Source organism: Nocardioides yefusunii (assembly GCF_004014875.1).
Taxonomy (GTDB): domain Bacteria; phylum Actinomycetota; class Actinomycetes; order Propionibacteriales; family Nocardioidaceae; genus Nocardioides; species Nocardioides yefusunii.
Genome location: NZ_CP034929.1, coordinates 982,791 through 1,004,466, shown reverse-complemented (window position 1 = coordinate 1,004,466; position 21,676 = coordinate 982,791). Strand labels below are relative to the sequence as shown.

Here is a 21,676-nt window from a genome sequence, read left to right as displayed (position 1 = left end):
CTCCGTTCGCCATCCAGGAGATGACCCTCTCGGTCGCTCTGGGCGGTACCGACCTCATCGGCCAGGCCCGCACCGGTACCGGCAAGACGCTGGCCTTCGGCATCCCGGTCCTGCAGCGCTCGACCCCGACCAAGGACGCGGCCTACGCCGACGTGGCCCAGGGCAAGCCCCAGGCGCTCATCGTCGCTCCGACCCGCGAGCTCGCGATCCAGGTCTCCTCCGACCTCCAGGTCGCTTCCAAGGACCGCGGCCTGCGCATCCTCACCGTCTACGGCGGTGTCGGCTACGACACCCAGGTCGATGCACTCGAGTCCGGTGTCGACGTCGTCGTCGGTACCCCGGGTCGCCTGATTGACCTCGCCAACCGCAAGGTCCTCGACCTGGGCCACGTCCACGCCCTCGTCCTGGACGAGGCCGACGAGATGCTCGACCTGGGCTTCCTGCCCGACGTCGAGCGTCTGCTCTCCCTCACCCCCGACACCCGCCAGACGATGCTGTTCTCGGCCACCATGCCGTCGGCGATCGTCGCGCTGGCCCGCACCCACATGCGTCAGCCGATGAACATCCGCGCGGAGTCCTCCTACGAGAACGCGACCGTCCCGGCGACCGCGCAGTTCGTGTACCAGGCCCACGACCTCGACAAGCCCGAGATCATCGGCCGCATCCTGCAGTCGGAGACCATCGAGAAGATGGTCGTCTTCACCCGCACCAAGCGTCAGGCCCAGCGCGTCGCCGACGACCTCGTCGAGCGTGGCTTCAAGGCTGCCCCGCTGCACGGTGACATGGCCCAGATCGCCCGTGAGAAGGCCCTGACCAAGTTCCGTGAGGACAAGCTGCAGGTCCTGGTCGCCACCGACGTCGCCGCCCGCGGCATCGACGTGCGCGGCGTCAGCCACGTCGTCAACTACACCTGCCCCGAGGACGACAAGACCTACGTGCACCGCATCGGCCGCACCGGTCGCGCCGGCGCGTCGGGCATCGCGATCACGCTGGTCGACTGGGCCGACGTGACCCGCTGGAAGGTCATCAACAAGACCCTCGACCTGCCGTTCGACGAGCCGGTCGAGACCTACTCCTCCTCCGAGCACCTGTTCACCGAGCAGGGCATCGCTCCGGGCACCAAGGGCCGCATCGTCCCGCCCGCCCCGGTGGAGAAGAAGGAGCGCCCCGAGCGCGAGCGTGACCGTACGCGCACCCGTTCCACCGACCGCCAGCGCACCCGCACCCGCAACGGCCAGAAGGTCGAGGGCGACGCCGCTGCTGTCGCCGAGAAGCCCGCCGCAGCCGAGGCTCCGACCGGTGAGGCTCCCGCCGGTGACGCTCCCGCCGGTGACGCCGAGAAGTCGGACCGTCCCCGTCGTCGTCGCCGTCGTCGCTCCGGTGGTCAGGGTGGTGGCGATTCCGCGGCTCCCGCCGGATCCGACGCCTGAGGCTGACGCCCGAGGATGACGTGGGTCCTCTGACCCGCACCACCTGAACATCCAGCAGGACCCCGGCCGACTGGCCGGGGTCCTGCTGCGTCCGGACCGCGAAACCTCCTCCGGACCCGCTCCGCACCACGGCACTTTCTGGTTGGCTGCACGTCATGAGCCCCTCAGCCCCACGCCCTGCCTCCGGCGCTCCCGTCTCCCCCGGCACCGCTCTGGTCACCGGCGGCACCGCCGGCATCGGCCGCGAGTTCGCCCACCAGCTGGCCGCTCGTGGACACGACGTCGTCCTGGTCGCCCGGGACGAGGCACGTCTGGTTCAGGAGGCCGAGGCGATCAGGGCCCGGCACGGTGTCGAGGTGGAGGTGCTGGTCGCGGACCTCACCGTGCGCGCCGACCTCGACCGGGTCGCGGCCCGCCTACGCAACACCGCACGGCCGGTGGAGCTGCTGGTCAACAACGCCGGGTTCGGTCTCAAGGGCCGTTTCCTCGACAACGACGTCGACGCCGAACAGGCGATGCTCGACGTCCTGGTCACCGCAGTGATGCGGTTGAGCCACGCCGCGCTGGGCGCGATGGCGGCCCGGGGCCACGGCGGCGTCGTCAACGTCTCCTCCGTGGCCGCGTTCCTGCCTCGGGGCACCTACTCCGCGGCGAAGGCGTGGGTGAACTCCTTCGGGGAGTGGGCCCACACCGAGTACCGCCCCCAGGGCGTCACGGTCACGACGCTGTGTCCGGGGTTCACCCGGACCGAGTTCCACGAGCGGATGGAGGTCGGACGCGACTCCGCCCCGGACTTCCTCTGGCTCGACGCCCACGACCTGGTCCGCACCGCGCTGGCCGACCACGCCAGGGGCAAGGCCTTCTCCGTCCCCGGCCTGCAGTACAAGGCGGTCGCCGGGGTGACTCGGTTCGTGCCGAAGCGGGTGTTGCAGGGGTTCCAGTCGCTCGGACGACGCTGACCAGACTCTGACGACGACGCAGCCGCGAGGGCTGCAACGCCGGAGGGTGTCAGCGCTGGAGTCGCAACCCCTTGCGCAGCGGACGCAGCATCTTGTCGGCGATGGCGCGACCGTTGGGGCGCGCGGCCAGCTCCGCCTCCAACTCGGCGACGCGTTGGCGCAACTCCATCACCCGTACAAGGGTCTCGGCCAGTGCCTCGGGCAGACCGTCGAGCTGCTCGGCATCGGTGGCCGAGTCCGGGTGGCGTGACGCGACGGCGCCACGCACTGGCAGGACGTCCTCGAGGTCTCCGTGCACCCGCACCCCACAGGCGCGCACGTGGTCGACCCAGCTCTGCGAGACGGGGGCGAACATCTCCACCACGTCCGGCGGCGCCTGGGCCTTGAACGACGAGGTCCGACTCAGCACCTGCTGGGCGAACCAGTGCTTGCGGATGGCGTCCCCGTGGGGTTCCACCAATCGGCCGGCCAACGCAGCGTTGACCTTGCGCAGGACGGTGACCTGGGCCGCCCCGATCGACTCGTTGGCCCGGGGAACCGCACCGACGTCGAAGAGGTCCAGCACCGATTCCGTCAGAGCGATCGCGTCCCCGAACCGGCGCCACAGGGCGTCGTCGGGTGCTCCCGCGGGTGGGGACGGGACGACGTGCACCTGGTCGGCGGGGACATGAGCCAGCCAGCGGTCCATGATCTCGGCGAGGTTCTGCAGGCGCCAGAACAGCTCCCCGGTGCCACGTTCGGGCAGTCGCGACGCCTTCAGTTCGACGAAGTCGTCGAAGGTGCCGCGCTTGCCGTTCTTCACCCACTCCTGCCATGCCGCCGGAATGACCCGACCCAGGTCGCGCACGGTGATCACCACGTGCAGTTCGAAGTCATCGGCCAGCTCCACGACACGCGCCACCTGCTCAGGCCTGGCCTGGCCGAAGATCTCGTGACTGATCACCACGTCGCCGCCGTGGGCACGTCCGACCTCGAGAAGCCGCGCGAACCGTCCCTCGACCTGCTCCGCGGTCCGTCCCCAGCGGGCAGCCTTGCCGGTCATCTCCAGCGCTGCCAGGAAGTGTCCGCCGTTCCCGGCGTACGGGTAGCACCACCCGTGCTGCGCGAGCAGGTCGCGGTGGTGACGCATCGTCTCCTGCAACGACGTGGTCCCGCTCTTGGGCAGACCGACGTGGAGATGGAGACGTGGCCGCGGGGAGGATCTCCGGCGAAGGCCGTCGGGGGCAGAGGGCCAGACAGACATGGGGCATCCGTTCGGGGTGGCTCGGTGCGGGGGTCAGGAAGCGGACTCCCAGGACGTTGAGTCCTCGGAGTCAGGACTCAACATTGCGCAACATCTTGCCCGGCAGAAGGGGTTCAGCGGCGGGTGCCGCCTGTGAATTCACTGTGGATTCACCATCGATTCACCTGCATTCACCCACTCACGCCCTTCGACGACGGTGCCCGGAGATCCCGGACCCGTCGCCGAAGGACGTCGGACACTGGAGGGTGGACGCCAGGAAACCGATCAGGCGCCCCCTCCTCCTGCCTTGCGGCGGTGCATCGGCACGGCGACGTTGCGGTCCGACACCTCCGAGCCGTGGGCCTTCTCCTTCGCCGGTCCGTCGGCGTGGACGCCCTGCTCGTGACCGTTCTTGCGGTCCAGGGCTTCCTTCATCCGGGCCTTGAGGTCTTCGTTGGCCATGGGCCCTCCTCTCCTCGTGGGTCCTTCCACGGTCCCACTCGGACGTGGCGCTGCCAACCACCCCGGAGAAGAAGACGCATGACGCCCCGACCCGTACAGGTCGAGGCGTCATGGACGACGTCAGGGGCGGGGCCCCTCACCAGGTCAGCGGATCGCGTACTCCTTGAGGAGCTGACGACCGATGATCATCTTCTGGATGTCGGAGGTGCCCTCACCGATCAGCATGAACTTCACTTCGCGCATGATCCGCTCGATCTCGTACTCCTTGGAGTAGCCGTAGCCACCGTGGATCCGGAAGGAGTCCTCGACAACCTCGTTGGCGTACTCCGAGGCGACCATCTTGGCCATGCCGGCCTCGACGTCCATGCGCTCGCCGGAGTCCTTCTTGCGGGCCGCGCGCACCATCATCGTGTGGGCGGTCTCGACCTTGGTCGCCATCTCCGCGAGGCGGAACAGGACGGCCTGGTGCTCGGCAATCGGCTTGCCGAAGGTCTCGCGCTGCTGGGCGTAGTCGACACCCAACTCGAAACCGCGCCAGGCCAGACCGCAGGCGCGAGCAGCGACGTTGACGCGGCCGACCTCGACGCCGTCCATCATCTGGAAGAAGCCCTTGCCCGGCTCGCCGCCCAGGATCTGGTCCGCAGAGATCTGGTGACCCTCGAAGATCATCTCCGTGGTGTCGATGCCCTTGTAGCCCATCTTGTCGATCTTGCCCGGGACGGTGACGCCCTGAGCGACCTCGCCGAAGCCGGGGGTCTTCTCCACCAGGAAGGTGGTCATGTTCTTGTAGACCGAGGACGCACCCTCGTCGGTCTTGGTCAGCACCGCGACCAGGGTGGAGGACCCACCGTTGGTCAGCCACATCTTCTGGCCGGTGATGGAGTAGGAACCGTCGGCCTGCTTGGTGGCCTTGGTGGAGACGGCCGAGACGTCGGAGCCCAGTCCGGGCTCGGACATCGAGAAGGCGCCACGGACCTCACCGGTCGCCATGCGGGGCAGGTACCTGCGCTTCTGCTCCTCGGTGCCGTGCTTCATCAGCATGTAGGCCACGATGAAGTGGGTGTTGATGACGCCGGAGACGCTCATCCAGCCGCGAGCGATCTCCTCGACGCAGAGCGCGTAGGTCAGCAGGGACTCGCCCAGACCGTCGTACTCCTCGGGGATCATCAGGCCGAAGATCCCGAGTTCCTTGAGGCCCTCGACGATGTCGGTCGGGTACTCGTCGGCGTGCTCGAGCTCCTGGGCGACCGGGATGATCTTCTCGTCGACGAACTGTCGTACTGCCTTGAGGATCTCCTGCTGGTCCTCGGTGAGGCCGTCGGTCTGACAGAGGCGGGCCATGGTGTTCCTTTCAGCGGACTGGGCACGGACGAGGGTCCGGGCGCACCGGATGCTACCTCCGGGTGACCGAACGTTAACCGTGGTGTGACGAGCACCACCGCAGGTGGGTCCCGAGACCCACGGGCAAGGCGCCTGCCGCAGCCTAGTGCTGGGCAACCACTTCCGGCAGGAGCATGCGTCGAGCGACCGCATCGCTGAGTTCGATGGCGTACTGCGGGGTGACGTGGTGCTCGTCGCGCATCGTGATCGTGCGCCCCACCACGGAGGGGCAGACGCCCTCGTCGCAGAACCAGGCGTACGCGTCGATGACGTTGGCACCCACGGCGTCGGCGGCCCGCTCCTCACGCTGTTCGAGGTCCAGCATCAACTGGCCCGGATGGTAGGAGCAGCGCCCCAGGTCGCCCCGGAGCGTGGTCAGGCAGTCGGCGGGGATCCCGTCGAGGTAGGGGAAGTCGGTCAGGACGTGGGTGCGAGTCGCGTTCTTCGAGAGTCGTCCGTACCAGCGGGTCCATCCGCGCTCAGCGGCGTCGAGGAACCGCTCGCCGTCGTTCTCGGGGGCGATCACCTCGCCGGTGAGGTCCTCACGCGCCCATCCGGCGTAGGAGGCCACCACGAGGTGGTCGGGCGCAAGGCGGTCGACCGTCTTCGCCGTCCAGCGCTTGAAACGCTCACAGGTACTCATCACCTGACCGGTGTCCGCAGCGACCTGCACGAGTGCGGTCGGGTGGCACCCGGCGAGGCCCAGAACGTAGACGCGGTAGCCGTGACGACGCCCGATCTCGACGAACGCCGGAGAGGCCGCGCGGGCATGGGAGTCGCCGACCAGGACGATCGAGCGGTCTGCGTCGGGGTCTCCCAGGGGGCACAACTTCTTGGTGACGCTCTTGTAGTTGCAGTCACCCAGGTCGGCGAAGGACCGTGGCGCGTCAAGAGCACTCGGCACGAGTCCGGCCGGAATCTCACGCCCCTCACGGGCGGCGAGCACCGCCGCCCGGACCGCGAGCACCTCCGGCTCGACAGCAGGCGTCCCGTCGCCGCCCCCGTCGCTCTCCTCGAGGAGCTCGGCGTAGTCGGAGACCCGGATCGTGGCACCGTCGGAGTCCAGCCGGGAGTCGACGACGGCCGAGGCGGCGACCACCACCACGGCCACCGCCAGCACCGAGCCGGGGTAGATCGAGAGGGCACGGCGCGGCGCACGCCACAGACGCGCCGTGCGGAAGGGCGTCTCCACCCAGCGGTAGGAGACCCAGCTCAGGAACAGGGAGAGCACCAGCACCCCGAGGATGCCGTCGGCCCCCAGGGCGTCGCGTCCGAGCGCCACCGGCACCAGGACGACCAACGGCCAATGCCACAGGTAGAGCGAGTAGGACCAGTCACCGACCGCGACGGCCGGACGGATCCCCAACAGGCGCCCACCCCAGGTCTGCGTCGGGTGCGGACCGTGCGGGCCGTGGGCGCTCGCCGCGCTGCCGGCGAGCAGGACCGCTGCCGTCCCCAGCGTCGGGAGCAGCGCAGCCGTGCCCGGGACGGCGACGTCACCCAGGAACAGGAATGCCACACCGACGGCACCGAGACCACCCCAGACGAGCACCTCCCGCACCGGACGGGAGAGCGCGGCCACCGGCAGGAAGGCGAGCAGGGCGCCCAGCGCGAGCTCGTGGACCCGGGTGAACGTGGAGTAGTAGGCCGTCGTCGGCGACGTGCCAGTGGCGTGCACCGACCACAGCAACGAGGCCACCAGAGCGATCAGCAACAGCACTCGCCCGGTGCGCAGGAAGCCCCGCAGCGGGATCGCCGCTCGCGCTCCACGCCCCACCACCACCAGGGCGACGACGGCCAGGAGCGCCGGCCACACGAGGTAGAACTGCTCCTCCACGGCCAGCGACCAGTAGTGCCGCAACGCCGACGGCGGTGCCGACTGGGTGAAGTAGTCGGTGCCCACCTGCGCCATCCGGACGTTGGCAGCGAACAGCGAGGCCCAGAGGCCGTCCACGAGCAGGTCCCGGGTGCGCGTCAACGGCAGCACGAGCAACGAGGCGAGGGCCGTCACCACGATCACCAGGGTGGCTGCGGGCACGATCCGTCGGGCACGGCGGGCGTAGAAGTCGGCCAGCGAGATGCGGCCACTCTCACGGAACTCGCGCAGGAGCAGTCCGGTGATCAGGTAGCCCGAGAGCACCAGGAAGACGTCGACGCCGGTGAACCCACCGGGCAGCACGCCCGGGGCGAGATGGTTGACGACGACGGCGAGGACGGCGACGGCGCGGAGCCCCTGGACGTCCCTGCGTTGAGCTGAGCGCGCGGCCGGCACGCTGGTCGGCACAGCTCTCGCCACATCATCCGGGAGGGCCTGTCGTCCTGCGTCGAATTCGTTCCCCATGCCCACCTCGTTGATCGTCACGCCAATGACCCGAGGTGTCGGGCCCCAGAGATTTTACCTTCAATCTCTTTTCGCAACCCCCACTTGGGGGAGTCCGGGTCAGCCGGCCGCGCGGGCCGAGGAGGCGAGGCCCAGTTCGCGTGCGAGCGGCACGGCGATCTGTTCGGCGTACTGCGGCGTCATGTGGTGGGTGTCGCGCAGGGTCACGTACTCCCCCACCACCATCGGGCAGCGGCCCCCGAAGCAGAACCACTGCGCGGCATCGACCACCTGGGCGCCCGCCTCGCGACCGGCGGCCATCAGGGTCGCGGCCTGGGAGGCCACCTTCTCGTCAGGGGTGAACGTGCAGTCAGCCAGCGTCGGCGAGCCGTCGGTGAGGCAGTCGGCCGGGCGCTCGGGGAGGCGCGGGGTGTTGGCGAAGACCGCCACTCGCTGCGCGTCGCGGCGCAGGTCGGTGACCAGGTCGCGCCACCCCGTCTTCGCGAGGGAGAGGTAGCGGGGGTCCGACTCCTTGACCACCGCACCGGTCTTCGGGTCCAGGACACGGTTGGCCGAGGTGGCGACCAGGACGATCTCAGGGCGCAGATCGGCGATCACGCTCCGGGCCCAGGCCTTGAAGTCCTCGCAGGCCTCCCACGGACGAGAACTGCCCCGTGCCGGCTGGACCAGGGTGGTGGCCGGGCAGCCCGCGTACCCCAGGACGTGCACCCGCAGTCCGTGGTCGCGGCCCATCCGCACCACGCCCGGCGACATCGCGCGGGCGAGGGAGTCACCCAGGACCACGACGTCGCGGTCGGAGTCGACGTCGCCGGCCGGACAGAGACGCCGCATCCCCTGGACGTAGTCGCACTCCCCCAGGTCCGCGACCGAGCTCTCCAGGTTGACCAAGGACGGGGTCAGCGTGCCCGTGATGCCGCGTCCCTCTCCTGCTTCGAGGACGGTGGCCTGGACCAGCGCAGCGACGCGGTCCACGTCGTCCTCGACGACGGTTCCCTCGGTGACCGCGGGCCGGTCGGCCAGGGTCACCGGGGCACCCCCACCCGGCTTCGCGAGTCGGTGGTCGACCACCGCTCCCGAGCCCACGACGACCGCGAGCGCCAGGGCGACGCTCACCGGGTAGACGACCAGGCCGCCCCGGACCGAACGGAACGGACGCGCACGCCGGAACGGATTCTCCACCCACTCGTAGGAGGCCCAACTGATCAACAGGCAGGCCACCAGCACGGTCGTCTTGACCGGCAGCGTCCAGTGTTCTTCGTCGAGGCTGGCCGCGACCAGCAGGATCACCGGCCAGTGCCAGAGGTAGAGCGAGTAGGACCAGTCGCCCAGGCGGACGGCGGGCGCCACTCCGAGGAGGCGGGAGCCGCTGGCATCCTCACGTTCGACGCCGGCCAGCAGCACCGCGACCGCACCCAGCGTCGGGACGAGTGCCCACACCCCGGGGAACGAGGTCGAGGAGTCGAAGAGGAAGGCCGAGACGGCGATCGCCGTCAACCCGGCCCAGACGAGGAGTTCGCGGGCCCGACGTGTCAGCCCCAACGTCACCGGGACGAAGGCGAGGAGGGCACCGATCGCGAGCTCGTGGGTGCGGGTGAAGGTCGAGTAGTAGGCGGTGGTCGGCGAGTGCTCGGTGGCCCACCAGGACCACGTCACCGAGGCCAGCACCGCGACCCCGAGCAGGCCGACCGCGACCCGACGCATCCGCACCGCCACGGAGGACTGACGCCGTGCCGCCCAGACCACGCAGGCCAGCAGGACCAGCGGCCAGACCAGGTAGAACTGCTCCTCCACCGCCAGCGACCAGTAGTGGCGCAGCGGAGAGGCCGGGGAGTCCTCGGCGAAGTAGTCGCTGCCCACCTGCGCCATCCGGACGTTGCCCAGGAACAACGTCGACCAGAACGCGTCCTCCAGGACCGCACGAGCCCGCAGCAGGGGCAGGACGAAGACCGACGCCAGAGCCGTCAGGACGAGCACCAGCGTCGCGGCGGGCAGGATCCTGCGCGCACGCCGGGCATAGAAACTGCGCAGGGAGAGCGTGCCGGTGCGGTCGACCTCGCGGAGCATCAGTGCCGTGATGAGGTAACCGGAGACCACCAGGAAGACGTCGACGCCGACGAAACCACCGGGCAGGACGTCGCCGAAGAGGTGGTTGACCACCACGATCCCCACGGCCAACGCCCTGAGACCCTGCACGTCACGGCGCAACCGGAACCCGGTCGCCGGGCGTTCATCGGTCGTACGCTCGCCTGCCACTGCTCCTGCTTCCGTCATGCGTCACGGCCCCGCCGCCGTGCCCCCGGTCCGGCATGGTCACTGCGCCTGCAGGAGGGGCGTCGAGTCCGCCTCCGAGACACCTGTCCGCGACGCGAGACGCTATCACCAGCGCCCCCTCAGCGCTCGGCACGACCGCGTGGTGCGCCGACGGTGCAGTCGCGAGAGGTACCCTCGGGGAGCACCCGATACCCGGTGTACGTCGTCCGCACAGGAGGAGCACCGATGAGCACCGCACCCGCCCGTGTCTTCGCGGCCCGCTTGGTCGGCCTCCCCGTCTTCGACCCCCGTGGCGACCAGGTCGGCAAGGTGCGCGACATCGTCGCCGCGGTCCGTTCGGAGAACAGTCAGCCGCGCGTCCTGGGGCTGGTGGCCGACGTCTTCGGACGACGCCGCATCTTCGTGCCGATGACCCGCGTCACCGCGATCGAGTCCGGTCAGGTGCACACCACCGGCCTGCTCAACATGCGCCGCTTCGAACTGCGTTCCACCGAGACCCTCGTCGTGGGCCAGATGTTCGACCGCACCGTCACCGTCCGCCCCACCGGGGTGGTCGGTACGGTCTACGACGTCGGCCTCGAACGTGCCCGCAACCGCGACTGGGTGATCTCCCGCGTCGCCGTCCAGGAGCCCGGCAAGGGCTTCCGGCGCAAGGGCCAGACCCACACCGTCGAGTGGCGCGACGTCGACGGACTGTTCCGCCGCGAGGACGGCCAGGGCGCCACGCACCTGCTCGCCGCGCTCACCGATCTGCGTCCCGCAGACGCGGCAGCCGTGATCCACGACCTCCCGGTGGAGCGTCGTTCCGCCGTGGTCGCCGGGCTCACCGACGAACGCCTCGCCGACGTCCTCGAGGAGCTGCCCGAGGAGGACCAGGTCGAGATCCTCGAGGCCCTCGACACCGAGCGCGCCGCCGACGTCCTCGAGGAGATGTCCCCCGACGACGCCGCCGACCTGATCGCCGACCTCTCCCCCGAGACCGCTGCGACCCTGCTCGACGCGATGGACCCCGCGGAGGCGAAGGACGTCCGCCGCCTGATGTCGTACGCCGATCTCACCGCCGGCGCGATGATGACGCCGGAGCCGGTCATCATCTCCCCCGACGCGACCGTCGCCGACGCGCTCGCGCACGTCCGCAACCCCGACCTCACCCCGGCGCTGGCCTCCTTGGTCTACGTCTGTCGTCAGCCGTTGGAGACCCCCACCGGTCGCCTGCTCGGCGCTGCACACATCCAACGCCTGCTCCGCGAACCTCCCTCGACGCTGGTCGCCGCCGCTCTCGACGACGAGATGGACACCCTGCGTCCGGACGCCTCGATCGAGCAGGTCGCGGCCCACCTCGCGACCTACAACCTGGTCGCGGCCCCGGTCGTCGACGAGGAGGGTCGCCTGCTCGGCGCCGTCGCGGTCGACGATCTCCTCGACCACATGCTCCCCGAGGGATGGCGTGACAACGCCCCGCGTCCGGGCGGTGCCCTGTGAGCGACCCGATCGACCGCCTCGACCAGCCCCGCGACCAGCGGCGCCTGGGCCGACGCCGCAACCACGATTCCGACCGCTTCGGCATCTTCGCCGAGGGCGTGGCCCGGTTCATGGGCACCGCACGGTTCCTGTTCTGGATGACGCTCTTCGTGCTCGTCTGGGTGCTGTGGAACATCGTCGCCCCGACGGACTGGCGCTTCGACGAGTACCCGTTCATCTTCCTGACGCTGATGCTCAGCCTGCAGGCCTCCTACGCAGCGCCGATGATCATGCTCGCCCAGAACCGGCAGGAGCAGCGCGACCGTGTCCTGGCCGAGCAGGACCGGCAGGCCAACACCCGCGCGCACGCCGACATGGAGTTCCTGGCTCGCGAGGTCGCCTCGCTTCGCATGAACCAGGGCGACATGGCCACCCGTGACTTCATCCGCTCCGAACTCCGCTCGACGGTCTCCGACCTGAGCGAGGAGATCCAGCGCCTCGCCCCCGACGACGACACCGACAACGACACGCCTGCATCCGAGGACCGGCCCAAGTCGTGAGGGCTGGCCTCGGCTCGTAGACTCAACGACCATGAGCACCCCGACCCTCGAGCAGATCCAGGCCGCGCTGGCCACGGTCATCGACCCTGAGATCAAGCGTCCGATCACCGACCTCGGCATGGTCGACACCGTCGAGGTCAGCGAGGCCGGCGTCGTCGACGTCACCGTCCTCCTGACCGTCGCAGGGTGCCCCCTCAAGGACACCATCACCCGTGACGTCAACGCCGCCGTGGGCAACGTCCCCGGCGTCACCGGCGTCAACCTCGAACTGGGCGTCATGACGCCGGAGCAGCGCGCCGGTCTCGGCGAGAAGCTGCGCGACGGCCAGGCCCAGCGCGAGATCCCGTTCGGCAAGCCCGGCAACCTCACCAAGGTCTACGCGATCGCGTCCGGCAAGGGCGGCGTCGGCAAGTCGTCGGTCACCGTCAACCTCGCCCTCGCCCTCGCCGCGCAGGGCCGCAAGGTCGGCATCGTGGACGCCGACATCTACGGCCACTCGGTGCCCGCGATGCTCGGCCTGGCCGACGCCCGCCCCACCCAGGTCGACGACCTGATCATGCCCGTCCCGACCGCCTCCGGCGTCTCGGTGATCTCGATCGGCATGCTGAAGCCGCGCCGCGACCAGGTCATCGCCTGGCGTGGCCCGATGCTCGACCGCGCACTCGTGCAGATGCTCGCCGACGTCTACTGGGGCGACATCGACGACCTCCTCATCGACCTTCCGCCGGGCACCGGCGACATGGCGATCTCGCTGGGTCAGCACCTGCCCGGCGCCGAGTTCGTCGTCATCACCACCCCGCAGGAGGCGGCCGCCGAGGTGGCCGAGCGCGCCGGCACGATGGCCTCGATGATGCACCAGCGCGTCATCGGCGTCGTGGAGAACATGGCCTACCTGCCGTGTCCCCACTGCACCGCCGAGGGCAAGGAGCACCGTCTGGAGATCTTCGGCTCCGGCGGCGGCAAGCGGGTCGCGGAGACCCTGGCCCAGCGCTTCGGTCACGACGTCCCCCTGCTCGGCTCGATCCCGATCGACGTCGACCTGCGCGAGGGCGGCGACATCGGCAAGCCGATCGCGGAGTCCGACCCGACCTCCCCGTCGGGCAAGGTGATCCACGAGATCGCAGCCAAGATCTCAGGACGTGGACGAGGTCTCGCCGGACTGCAGCTCGGACTCACTCCGACCAGTAAGTTCTGATCCATGTTCGGTATGGGTCTCGGCGAGCTGGCCGTCATCGCCTTCGTGGCAGTCATGATCTTCGGACCTGACCGTCTCCCGGAGCTCGCCAAGCAGGCGGGCGGCTTCGTCAAGCAGGCACGCAAGATGGCCAACTCTGCCCGCGACGAGCTGCGCTCGGAGCTCGGCCCGGAGTTCGCCGACCTCGAGTTGCGCGACCTCAACCCGAAGACGCTGGTGCGCAAGCACATCCTCGACGCGATCGAGGACGACGAGGACGACGCCGCCGGGACCTACCCGGGCACCCGCACGGTGCCGGCCCGTCCCGACGCGGTGCGTCTCCCGGCCGGGCAGGTCCCGCCGTTCGACGACGAAGCCACCTGAGCCCTCGCGCACCCCGTACCTCGGTTCAGCCCCTGTCCCCGCGTGGGACGGGGGCTGAACTCTTTTCGCCGGCCCGAGCTCCTGCGGGCCGCGCCCGTCATGCGAGGGAACGGATTCCCACCACTGCGTCCAGGGCGACGACCGTCGTGCCTGGTTCTCCGGCGATCCGGAACTCGACGAAGTCGGCTCCCACCCTCACCACGACGGCGTCCCCCACCAGCATCGCCTTCGCGGCGCCCACCTCGACGACCACGAGTGAGGGCACTGCCTCCTCCGCACTGCGACGCAGCACGGCCGCGAATCCCAGGCGAGCCAGGGCGCTCCAGGCCTGTTCGGGCACCGAGCGGTCAGCCAGCCCGCGGACGAGGCTGATCGCGCCCGTCCGGACAGACCACGCGTACGGTCCCGCACGCAGCCCCACCCAGCCGGTGCCGACGTTCTCCACGACCGCACGCAGCGGCCCGAGACCGCGCACCTCGAGGGCGATGCTCTGCCCCGACGTCGCCATCAGACGCGACGCCAGGGTCACCTCTGCGTAGGCGCTGCGCGAGCGGTCTCGCACCTCTTCGACCCGCTCACGGTGCTGCATCGCGCTGCCCCAGGCGTCGAGGTCGTCGAGGTACCCGAGCAGTGCCGCGTCCTGGTCGGCCGATTCACCCATGGCTGCATGCAAGCGCTTGCCGACGGACCTGACAACCCTCACCCCTCCCCCATCTCGGGTATCCCACCTCCCCTATCCACGACGCGTGATGCCCCTGCCCCCTCTCTTGAGCATTGACCCCACCCCACGCGTCGCACTTCGATGGACAACAGAGGCAAACGAACGCAAACGCAAGGCTCAAAGGAAAAACGGAGGGCAGTGAGCGATGAAGCAATCATGGGGAGGCTCCGGAACACGCTTCGGTGCGACGCACCTGGCCGGCCCCGCTCAGGGCACCCAGCAGCCCGCATCGGCTTGGCGTACCGCCCTGGTCTGGGCCAGCGGGAGCACCCTGCTGCTGGCGCTGGCCCTGCTCTGCCTGAGCGCAGCGTTGGTGCCGGCCACCCCGCTCCTGTCCGAGATCGACGGCGGCCTTCCCGAGCTCCTGCTGACGCTGGCCCAGGGATCGACCCTCACCGAACCCCAGTCCCCCGTCGCCGGCGCCGCGCTGCTGATCGCAGGACTCGCCGGAGCCCTCGCCACGCTGCGCCTCTGGTGGATCCTCACCACCACCTGCGCCTCCGCCGCGCGCGGTCGGGCAGCCCGACGCGACAGCCACACCCGACGCCTCGTCCTCGTTGCCTGCGGCGTCGCACTGAGCGCCGGAGCAGTCGCCCCGGCCCACGCCGCCGACCACAGCTCCCTCGACGGGCTCCCGCTGCCCGAACGGACCAGCACCACCGCCAGCTCACCGCAGGACGCTCCGACGGCCCCCACCGCCGCACCATCCCCTCGCACGGCCACGCCCGAAGACGCCCCCCGCACCGCCACCTCCCGCCCTACTCCGTCGACGCCACGGCCCACGCCCAGCACCGCACCGGCAGCCGCACCCGCGGCCACCACGACGACCGCCACCACGACCGCCACCTCAGCCGTCACCGCTACCAGCGAGACCGCCGTCCCAGCCGCCACCGGCGCGAACGAGGCGCTCCGTACCCACGTCGTCGCCCCCGGCGACACCCTCTGGGGCATCGCAGGCCGCACACCCAGCGACGAGGCCGCTCCCTCTGCGGCCCGGACCGCTGCCCTGGTGGCCGCGCTCCACCGAGACAACCGCACCGTCGTGGGCGACGACCCCGACCTGCTCCTGCCCGGTCAGGTCCTCACCCTCCCAGCGCAGGCCACGACAGCCGACCCCCGCACTCCGACCGCTCAGCCCGAACCCGCAGAGCCCCAGCCCACAGAGCCCCAGCCCACCGAGGAGACCCGATGAGCGCCATGACCTGGACCGCCAACGCCCACCACCCCGACACCGCACGCACCCACCGCACCCGTCCCACGACCGTCGCCTCCACCCTGCGACGGATCGAGGGCAACCCCGCCCCCCAGCGACCCGTCTGCGACCTCGTCGCCATCGACCCCCGACGACGCCGCAGCGTCCACCAGTGGGTCGACCGGTACGCCCGCACCGTGCTGGAGATCATCTCCGGCGAACGCCCCGCCACCCAGGTCACCCGTTGGACCACCGTCGCCGTCCAGCACGACCTCACCCGACGTGCCCACCTCGTCGCACGCGCCAGCAGCATCGGCGCCAGTGCACCCGCTCCCGCCAGCACCGGTGACCACCCCGGCGTCCCCCGAGCCACGGTCCGCTCCGTCCACGTCTCGTTCCTCGACCAGCACACCGTCGAGGCCTCGGTCCACGTCCGCCAGGGGCAGCAGTCGCGGGCCTTCGCCGCCCGCTTCGAGTGGCGACGTGAGCGCTGGGTCTGCACCGCGCTCGACTTCTGCTGAGTGCCGGGCAACGGTCTCCGGGAACGACGAAGGGCGCCTCCCCGCGGGGAGGCGCCCTTCGTGTGTCAGCCGGCCGCTCAGCCGATGCGGGCCGTGCGGCCGCTCAGCCGATGTGGGCCGTGCGGCCGCTCAGCCGATCCGGGCCGTGCGGCCCGAGCCACCACCGGTGGCACCGTGGCACTTCTTGAACTTCTTGCCCGAACCACAGGGGCAGTCGTCATTGCGACCGACGCCTGCGAACGGGTCAGGCTCGCCGGAAGCCTCGGTGTACTGCTCGGCGTCACCGTCCTCGGACGGAGCCGTGTAGGTGAGGTTGGCAGGCTTCTTGACCTTGTCCAGGCCCTTCGCCCTCACCTGCGGCTTCGCGAGCTCGACGCCCTCCGAGTCGACCTCGTCCTCGTGGTCGTGGTCGTGGTCGTGGTCGTGCTGGACCTCGACGCCGACGTTGAACAGGAACCCGACCGACTCCTCCTTGATCGCGTCCATCATGACGCTGAACATGTCGAAGCCCTCGCGCTGGTACTCGACCAGCGGGTCGCGCTGGGAGTACGCACGCAGGTGAATGCCCTCGCGCAGGTACTCCATCTCGTAGAGGTGCTCGCGCCACTTGCGGTCGATCACGGAGAGGACGACCTTGCGCTCGAGCTCACGCATGACCTCCTCGCCGACCTCCTCCTCGCGGGCGTCGTAGGCGGACTGGGCGTCGGCCAGCAACACAGCGAGCAGCTTCTCGCGCGAGACGGCACCGAGGCCACCAGCCTCGTCGACGAAGGCCTCCAGGTCGACGGAGAGCGGGAAGAGCTGCTTGAGCGCGGTGCCCAGCGCCTCCATGTCCCACTCCTCCTGGTGCGGAGCAGCGGTGGCGCCGTTGACGTAGTCGGTGACGACCTCGTCGAGGAAGAGGCGGACCTTCTCCTCCAGGTCAGCGCCTTCGAGCACGCGACGACGCTCGCCGTAGATGACCTCGCGCTGTCGGTTCATGACGTCGTCGTACTTGAGGACGTTCTTGCGGGACTCGAAGTTCTGTCCCTCAAGCGTGCTCTGTGCCTGGGCGATGGAGTTGGTGACCCGCTTGTGCTCGATCGGCATGTCGTCGGGGACCTTCATCATCACCAGCAGACGGTCGACGAGGTCGGCGTTGAAGAGGCGCATCATCTCGTCCTGCAGCGACAGGTAGAAGCGGCTCTCGCCCGGGTCACCTTGACGACCGCTTCGGCCACGCAGCTGGTTGTCGATACGACGCGACTCGTGACGCTCGGTACCGATGACGTAGAGGCCACCCAGCTCGCGGACCTCGTCGGCCTCGGCCTTGACCGTGGCCTTGATCCGCTCGAGGGTCTCTTCCCACTTGGCCTCGTACTGCTCGGCGGTCTCGCCGGTGGGCTCCAGGCCCGCCTCGCGCAGCTCCTGGTCGGCGAGGAACTCCACCGAACCACCGAGCATGATGTCGGTACCACGACCGGCCATGTTGGTGGCGACCGTGACGGCACCCTTGTGACCGGCCATCGCGACGATCTTCGCCTCGTTGGCGTGAACCTTCGCGTTGAGGACGGTGTGCGGGACGCCGGCCTTCTTCAGCAGGCCCGAGAGCAACTCCGACTTCTCGACCGAGACGGTGCCCACCAGGACCGGCTGACCCTTGGCGTTGCGCTCCTTGATGTCGTCGCAGACCGCCTGGTACTTCGCCTCCTCGGTGCGGTAGACGAGGTCGGGCTGGTCGACGCGCGCCAGCTCGCGGTTCGGCGGGATCGGGACGACGCCGAGCTTGTAGATCTTGTCGAACTCGCTCGCCTCGGTCATGGCCGTACCGGTCATGCCGGAGAGCTTCTCGTAGAGACGGAAGTAGTTCTGCAGGGTGACGGTCGCCAGGGTCTGGTACTCCTCGCGGACCTTCACACCCTCCTTGGCCTCGATCGCCTGGTGCAGACCGTCGTTGTAGCGACGACCGGACAGGATGCGTCCGGTGTGCTCGTCGACGATCATCACCTCGTCGCCCATGACGACGTACTCCTTGTTGTTGCGGAACAACTCCTTGGCCTTGATGGAGTTGTTCATGAAGGAGATGAGCGGGGTGTTGACCGACTCGTAGAGGTTGTCGATGCCCAGCTGGTCCTCGACCTTGGTGATGCCGGACTCGAGCACCGAGATGGTGCGCTTCTTCTCGTCGACCTCGTAGTCGACGTCCCGCTCCAACTTCGACGCGATCCGGGAGAACTCGCCGTACCAGGCGACCTCGTCCTGGGTGGGGCCGGAGATGATGAGCGGCGTACGCGCCTCGTCGATCAGGATCGAGTCGACCTCGTCGACGATGGTGAAGAAGTGACCGCGCTGGACGCACTCGGCCAGGTCGTCGGCCATGTTGTCGCGCAGGTAGTCGAAACCGAGCTCGTTGTTCGTGGCGTAGGTGATGTCGCAGGCGTAGGCCTCACGACGCTCCGCCGGACGCATCGACGGCAGGATCACGCCGGTGGTCATGTCGAGGAACGCGAACACGCGGCCCATCCACTCGGCGTGGTACTTGGCCAGGTAGTCGTTGACGGTGACGACGTGGACGCCCTTGCCGGCCAGCGCGTTGAGGTAGGCCGGAGCGGTCGCGACGAGGGTCTTGCCCTCACCGGTGCGCATCTCGGCGATGTTGCCCAGGTGCAGCGCGGCGCCACCCATGATCTGGACGTCGTAGTGACGCTGACCGATGACGCGCTTCGCGGCCTCGCGCACGGTGGCGAACGCCTCCGGCATGAGGTCGTCGAGCGTCTCACCGTCGGCCAGGCGCTTCTTGAACTCTTCGGTCATTCCGCGCAGTTCCTCGTCGCTCATCGCGACGAAGTCTTCCTCGATCGCGTTGACAGCCTTGGCGATGCCCTCGAGCTGACGGAGGATCTTGCCCTCGCCGAGGCGGAGCAACTTGTCGATGAAGGCAGGCACTGGTGTTGACTCCCAGACGTGTGCGGAGGTGAGCGGCCGGATGACCGCTTGCCATCGTACTCACCGCACCCGAGGCCCGAGCGTTTCCCACGCCTTCTCGCCTTCGCGACCTCTGCCCGGCGCCGCCGAGGAGCGCCCCGGGAAACTCTCAGGTGCCGGGAAGGTCCAGGAGCTTCTCGCGCACGGCGTACATAACTGCCTCCATGCGCGAGTGGAGCTGGAGCTTCTCGAGCATGTTGCGCACGTGGTTCTTGACGGTGTTCTCCGAGATGAAGAGACGCTTGGCGATCTCACGATTGTTGAGACCCTGCGCGACCAGACGCAGCACCTGCAGTTCGCGGTCGGTCAGCCGGACGGTCGCCCCCTGCCCGCGGTCGGGCTTGGACATCTGCTTGAACTCGTCGATCAGCTTCATGGCCATCGCCGGGGAGATCAGCGACTGCCCCTCGGCGACCACGCGGATGCCCTGGGCCACGTCCTCGATCGAGGAGTCCTTGAGCAGGTAACCGACCGCGCCGCCCTTGACGGCCTCGTAGAGGTCGACCTCCTCGTCGGAGACGGTCAGCATGATGACCTGGACCGACGGGCTGGCCTCCTTGATCGCCTTGCACGCCTCGATGCCGGTCAACTTGGGCATCCGCACGTCGAGCAGGACCACGTCCGGCGCGAGGGCGGCCACCTTGTCGACCGCGGCCAGACCGTCCCCGGCCTCGCCCACGACGGAGATGTCCGACTCCAGCTCGAGCAGCATCGTGAGCCCACGCCGGAAGAGCTCCTGGTCGTCAGCGACGACAACCCTGATGGCTTCGGGGGTCGAGGAGGAGTTCACCCCCGCATCATGTCAGAAGCAGACCCCGGGACGACTCACCTACGTCGTCCCGGGGTCTGCCCACGCGGCCTCCGGCCTGTCTCCCCGCCCCTCGCGGGCGGGTTTCACCTCATCTGCTCAGGTGGCCACGTCGAGCGCGATCACTCCGTAGTCGTACCCGCGTCGGCGGTACACCACCGAGGGCTTGCCGGACTCCTTGTCGACGAAGAGGTAGAAGTCGTGCCCCACGAGCTCCATCTCGTAGAGGGCGGTGTCGAGGGTCATCGGCGCAGCCACGTGCTCCTTCTCGCGGACCACGAGAGGGCCGTCACCGGTGACGGTGATCGAACCTTCCTTGCGCTCGGGGACGACGTCCTCGAACTCTTCCTCCGCCGGCGTCTCCATCGCGGACAGCGCCTCACCCACGGAGACCGGGGCACGACGGCCGTGGTGCACACGACGTCGGTCCGAGGCCTTGCGGAACTGGGTGACCATCTTGTCCAGCGAGAGGTCGAGGGCGGCCATCTTGTCCTCTGCAGCCGCCTCGGCGCGCACGATGGGTCCCTTGGTGTAGGCCGTCAGCTCGACGCGAACGGCCTGCTCGGCCAGGCGGGGGTTCTTCTCCAGTGAGACCTCGCACGCGATCCGCTGGATCCGTCCGTCGTGCTTGACGAGACGAGCGAGCTTGTCAGCCACGTGCTCCCGGTACCTGTCCGAGATCTCGATCTGTCGACCAGTGACCACTACGTCCATGTGAACCTCCCGATTCAGCGTTGACACTCACCTGCGATGACGGCACGTGCAGACGTCAGACGACGCCTCCACGGCTCGGCCGGAGTCGCTGGGGCCCGCGGCAGAGTGCCCGGGCCCTGGCTCGCGACGTGGCCCGAGAGGGCCAGGCGGCGGCGTTCCGGACGGCGGCGTCGGCAGGCGCACGACGCGCTCCGTGGCACAGGGAGAACCCCTGGGACGGACGACCACCGGACGGAACGGACTCCATGCACAGACGCTATCCCCCCGGTGGTGATCGCGTCACCACACCTGCTCAGTTGGTGGTCGAAATTCGTCCTCCGGCGTGGGGACCTCACGCCGTGGAGAGGACCACGCACCCGAGGACGTCGCAGCCCGCCTCCGCGAGTGCCGCGACCGCGGCACCGAGCGTCGCCCCGGTGGTGAGCACGTCGTCACAGAGCACCACCGCCGTCCCGGCATCGCCCAGGGCCCCAGCCTTGCGGCGCCACCACACGGACGACGGCGTCCGGACCCGGAACCGGCCCCTCACGTTGGCGTACCGCTCGGTGCGACTCAGGCCGGCCTGGTCCCGCACCCCGCGACGCATCTCCAGCGCGCCCTCCACCCGGACCGGGATCCCTCGGCGCCGCAGTCGGGCCGCGGCCTCGGCGCACACGCCCCGCCACGGGTCGTCACCCCTGGCGCGTCGTACCGAGGCACGGCTGGGCACCGGGACCAGCACGATCTCCCCCACCGGCGCCGTGGTCGGGTCGTCACGCACGACGCCGGCCACCAGAGCGGCCACCGACACGGCCAGGACATGGGCCAGCACGGGACGGAGCTCGCGCACCCCGTCCTCCTTGTGACGCACCACCGCGGACCGCCAGGCTCCGGCATGGCGCCCAGCAGCCAGGACGCGAGGGTGCGCCGGGGTGCTCGTCCATCGCGGGACGTGCGCCCGGGCCAGGCAGCCGGAGCAGAGCCCCGAACCGGGACGGGCACAGCCCACGCACCTGCTCCCCCACACCAGGTCGGCCAGCGCCTCGCGCCACCAGTGGCGGGCAGGACGAGGACTCCGACGGCGGGAGGTCAGTGGTGGAGGCACCTCGGGATCCCAGCAGGAGCCGACTCGC

Annotated in this window: 18 protein-coding genes; 8 read left to right on the top strand and 10 right to left on the bottom strand. The window is 69.5% G+C overall.

The annotated features are described in order from the left end of the window. Positions 1–20: 20 nt before the first annotated feature. Positions 21–1,430 carry a DEAD/DEAH box helicase gene (locus tag EOV43_RS04460; protein ID WP_417626680.1) on the top strand — a complete coding sequence of 470 codons (1,410 nt, stop codon included), beginning with the start codon at positions 21–23 and terminating at the stop codon, positions 1,428–1,430. Between the two features lie 155 nt (positions 1,431–1,585). Next, positions 1,586–2,389 carry an SDR family NAD(P)-dependent oxidoreductase gene (locus EOV43_RS04455; RefSeq protein WP_128219868.1) on the top strand — a complete coding sequence of 268 codons (804 nt, stop codon included), beginning with the start codon at positions 1,586–1,588 and terminating at the stop codon, positions 2,387–2,389. Between the two features lie 49 nt (positions 2,390–2,438). On the opposite strand, the gene EOV43_RS04450 is transcribed toward EOV43_RS04455, so the two are convergent. The 5 genes from EOV43_RS04450 to EOV43_RS04435 form a co-directional block, all read right to left on the bottom strand. Next, positions 2,439–3,518, bottom strand: a complete 1,080-nt coding sequence (locus EOV43_RS04450; protein ID WP_128219867.1) for a hypothetical protein — start codon at positions 3,516–3,518, stop codon at positions 2,439–2,441. A gap of 378 nt (positions 3,519–3,896) precedes the next feature. Next, positions 3,897–4,073, bottom strand: coding sequence for a DUF5302 domain-containing protein (locus tag EOV43_RS15330; protein WP_164878720.1), 177 nt, complete (start codon positions 4,071–4,073; stop codon positions 3,897–3,899). 144 nt (positions 4,074–4,217) lie between these two features. Then, complete coding sequence (locus tag EOV43_RS04445) at positions 4,218–5,414, bottom strand: acyl-CoA dehydrogenase family protein (protein WP_128219866.1); 1,197 nt, start codon at positions 5,412–5,414, stop codon at positions 4,218–4,220. A 142-nt stretch (positions 5,415–5,556) separates the two neighbouring features. Beyond that, complete coding sequence (locus tag EOV43_RS04440; protein ID WP_164878719.1) at positions 5,557–7,737, bottom strand: acyltransferase family protein; 2,181 nt, start codon at positions 7,735–7,737, stop codon at positions 5,557–5,559. 156 nt (positions 7,738–7,893) lie between these two features. Then, positions 7,894–10,047 carry an acyltransferase family protein gene (locus EOV43_RS04435; protein ID WP_164878718.1) on the bottom strand — a complete coding sequence of 718 codons (2,154 nt, stop codon included), beginning with the start codon at positions 10,045–10,047 and terminating at the stop codon, positions 7,894–7,896. A 243-nt stretch (positions 10,048–10,290) separates the two neighbouring features. Here EOV43_RS04435 and EOV43_RS04430 point away from each other — a divergent pair, with 243 nt between their 5' ends. Genes EOV43_RS04430 through EOV43_RS04415 form a run of 4 tightly spaced genes read left to right on the top strand, consistent with a single transcriptional unit; the run spans position 10,291 to position 13,644 of the window. Next, positions 10,291–11,547 carry a magnesium transporter MgtE N-terminal domain-containing protein gene (locus tag EOV43_RS04430; RefSeq protein WP_128219863.1) on the top strand — a complete coding sequence of 419 codons (1,257 nt, stop codon included), beginning with the start codon at positions 10,291–10,293 and terminating at the stop codon, positions 11,545–11,547. Continuing rightward, positions 11,544–12,086: a DUF1003 domain-containing protein gene (locus tag EOV43_RS04425; protein WP_128219862.1), complete on the top strand. Its 543-nt coding sequence runs from the start codon at positions 11,544–11,546 to the stop codon at positions 12,084–12,086. Before EOV43_RS04430 ends, EOV43_RS04425 begins: the two co-directional genes overlap by 4 nt. A 31-nt stretch (positions 12,087–12,117) precedes the next feature. Next, the gene (locus EOV43_RS04420) at positions 12,118–13,281 is read left to right on the top strand and encodes an Mrp/NBP35 family ATP-binding protein (protein WP_128219861.1); all 1,164 of its coding nucleotides are present in this window, start codon (positions 12,118–12,120) and stop codon (positions 13,279–13,281) included. A 3-nt stretch (positions 13,282–13,284) separates the two neighbouring features. Continuing rightward, complete coding sequence (locus tag EOV43_RS04415) at positions 13,285–13,644, top strand: sec-independent translocase (RefSeq protein WP_128219860.1); 360 nt, start codon at positions 13,285–13,287, stop codon at positions 13,642–13,644. 97 nt (positions 13,645–13,741) lie between these two features. On the opposite strand, the gene EOV43_RS04410 is transcribed toward EOV43_RS04415, so the two are convergent. Continuing rightward, positions 13,742–14,305 carry a hypothetical protein gene (locus EOV43_RS04410; RefSeq protein ID WP_128219859.1) on the bottom strand — a complete coding sequence of 188 codons (564 nt, stop codon included), beginning with the start codon at positions 14,303–14,305 and terminating at the stop codon, positions 13,742–13,744. Between the two features lie 205 nt (positions 14,306–14,510). Here EOV43_RS04410 and EOV43_RS04405 point away from each other — a divergent pair, with 205 nt between their 5' ends. After that, a complete protein-coding gene (locus EOV43_RS04405; RefSeq protein ID WP_128219858.1) occupies positions 14,511–15,557 on the top strand; it encodes a LysM peptidoglycan-binding domain-containing protein in 1,047 nt (348 codons plus the stop codon). Next, positions 15,554–16,078 carry an Rv3235 family protein gene (locus tag EOV43_RS04400; protein WP_128219857.1) on the top strand — a complete coding sequence of 175 codons (525 nt, stop codon included), beginning with the start codon at positions 15,554–15,556 and terminating at the stop codon, positions 16,076–16,078. The genes EOV43_RS04405 and EOV43_RS04400 overlap by 4 nt, the downstream gene beginning before the upstream one ends. Before the next feature lie 129 nt (positions 16,079–16,207). Here the strand turns inward: EOV43_RS04400 and secA are convergent, their stop codons facing one another. From secA to EOV43_RS04380, 4 genes are all read right to left on the bottom strand, one after another. Further along, positions 16,208–19,003, bottom strand: coding sequence for a preprotein translocase subunit SecA (gene secA, locus EOV43_RS04395; protein WP_128219856.1), 2,796 nt, complete (start codon positions 19,001–19,003; stop codon positions 16,208–16,210). Positions 19,004–19,151: 148 nt separating this feature from the next. Further along, positions 19,152–19,832 carry a response regulator gene (locus tag EOV43_RS04390; protein WP_239022229.1) on the bottom strand — a complete coding sequence of 227 codons (681 nt, stop codon included), beginning with the start codon at positions 19,830–19,832 and terminating at the stop codon, positions 19,152–19,154. 117 nt (positions 19,833–19,949) lie between these two features. Beyond that, positions 19,950–20,564: a ribosome hibernation-promoting factor, HPF/YfiA family gene (gene hpf / locus EOV43_RS04385; RefSeq protein ID WP_128219855.1), complete on the bottom strand. Its 615-nt coding sequence runs from the start codon at positions 20,562–20,564 to the stop codon at positions 19,950–19,952. Between the two features lie 331 nt (positions 20,565–20,895). Beyond that, the gene (locus EOV43_RS04380; RefSeq protein ID WP_128219854.1) at positions 20,896–21,648 is read right to left on the bottom strand and encodes a ComF family protein; all 753 of its coding nucleotides are present in this window, start codon (positions 21,646–21,648) and stop codon (positions 20,896–20,898) included. Positions 21,649–21,676: the final 28 nt, after the last annotated feature.

What these genes read in the sequence shown, in the direction of transcription:
- EOV43_RS04415 (WP_128219860.1), top strand. Translation starts at nt 13,285, where the DNA reads ATGTTCGGTATGGGTCTCGGCGAGCTGGCCGTCATCGCCTTCGTGGCA.
- EOV43_RS04445 (WP_128219866.1), bottom strand. Translation starts at nt 5,414, where the DNA reads ATGGCCCGCCTCTGTCAGACCGACGGCCTCACCGAGGACCAGCAGGAG.
- EOV43_RS04420 (WP_128219861.1), top strand. Translation starts at nt 12,118, where the DNA reads ATGAGCACCCCGACCCTCGAGCAGATCCAGGCCGCGCTGGCCACGGTC.
- EOV43_RS04460 (WP_417626680.1), top strand. Translation starts at nt 21, where the DNA reads ATGACCCTCTCGGTCGCTCTGGGCGGTACCGACCTCATCGGCCAGGCC.
- EOV43_RS04455 (WP_128219868.1), top strand. Translation starts at nt 1,586, where the DNA reads ATGAGCCCCTCAGCCCCACGCCCTGCCTCCGGCGCTCCCGTCTCCCCC.
- EOV43_RS04405 (WP_128219858.1), top strand. Translation starts at nt 14,511, where the DNA reads ATGAAGCAATCATGGGGAGGCTCCGGAACACGCTTCGGTGCGACGCAC.
- EOV43_RS15330 (WP_164878720.1), bottom strand. Translation starts at nt 4,073, where the DNA reads ATGGCCAACGAAGACCTCAAGGCCCGGATGAAGGAAGCCCTGGACCGC.
- EOV43_RS04430 (WP_128219863.1), top strand. Translation starts at nt 10,291, where the DNA reads ATGAGCACCGCACCCGCCCGTGTCTTCGCGGCCCGCTTGGTCGGCCTC.
- hpf (WP_128219855.1), bottom strand. Translation starts at nt 20,564, where the DNA reads ATGGACGTAGTGGTCACTGGTCGACAGATCGAGATCTCGGACAGGTAC.
- EOV43_RS04450 (WP_128219867.1), bottom strand. Translation starts at nt 3,518, where the DNA reads ATGCGTCACCACCGCGACCTGCTCGCGCAGCACGGGTGGTGCTACCCG.
- EOV43_RS04400 (WP_128219857.1), top strand. Translation starts at nt 15,554, where the DNA reads ATGAGCGCCATGACCTGGACCGCCAACGCCCACCACCCCGACACCGCA.
- EOV43_RS04410 (WP_128219859.1), bottom strand. Translation starts at nt 14,305, where the DNA reads ATGGGTGAATCGGCCGACCAGGACGCGGCACTGCTCGGGTACCTCGAC.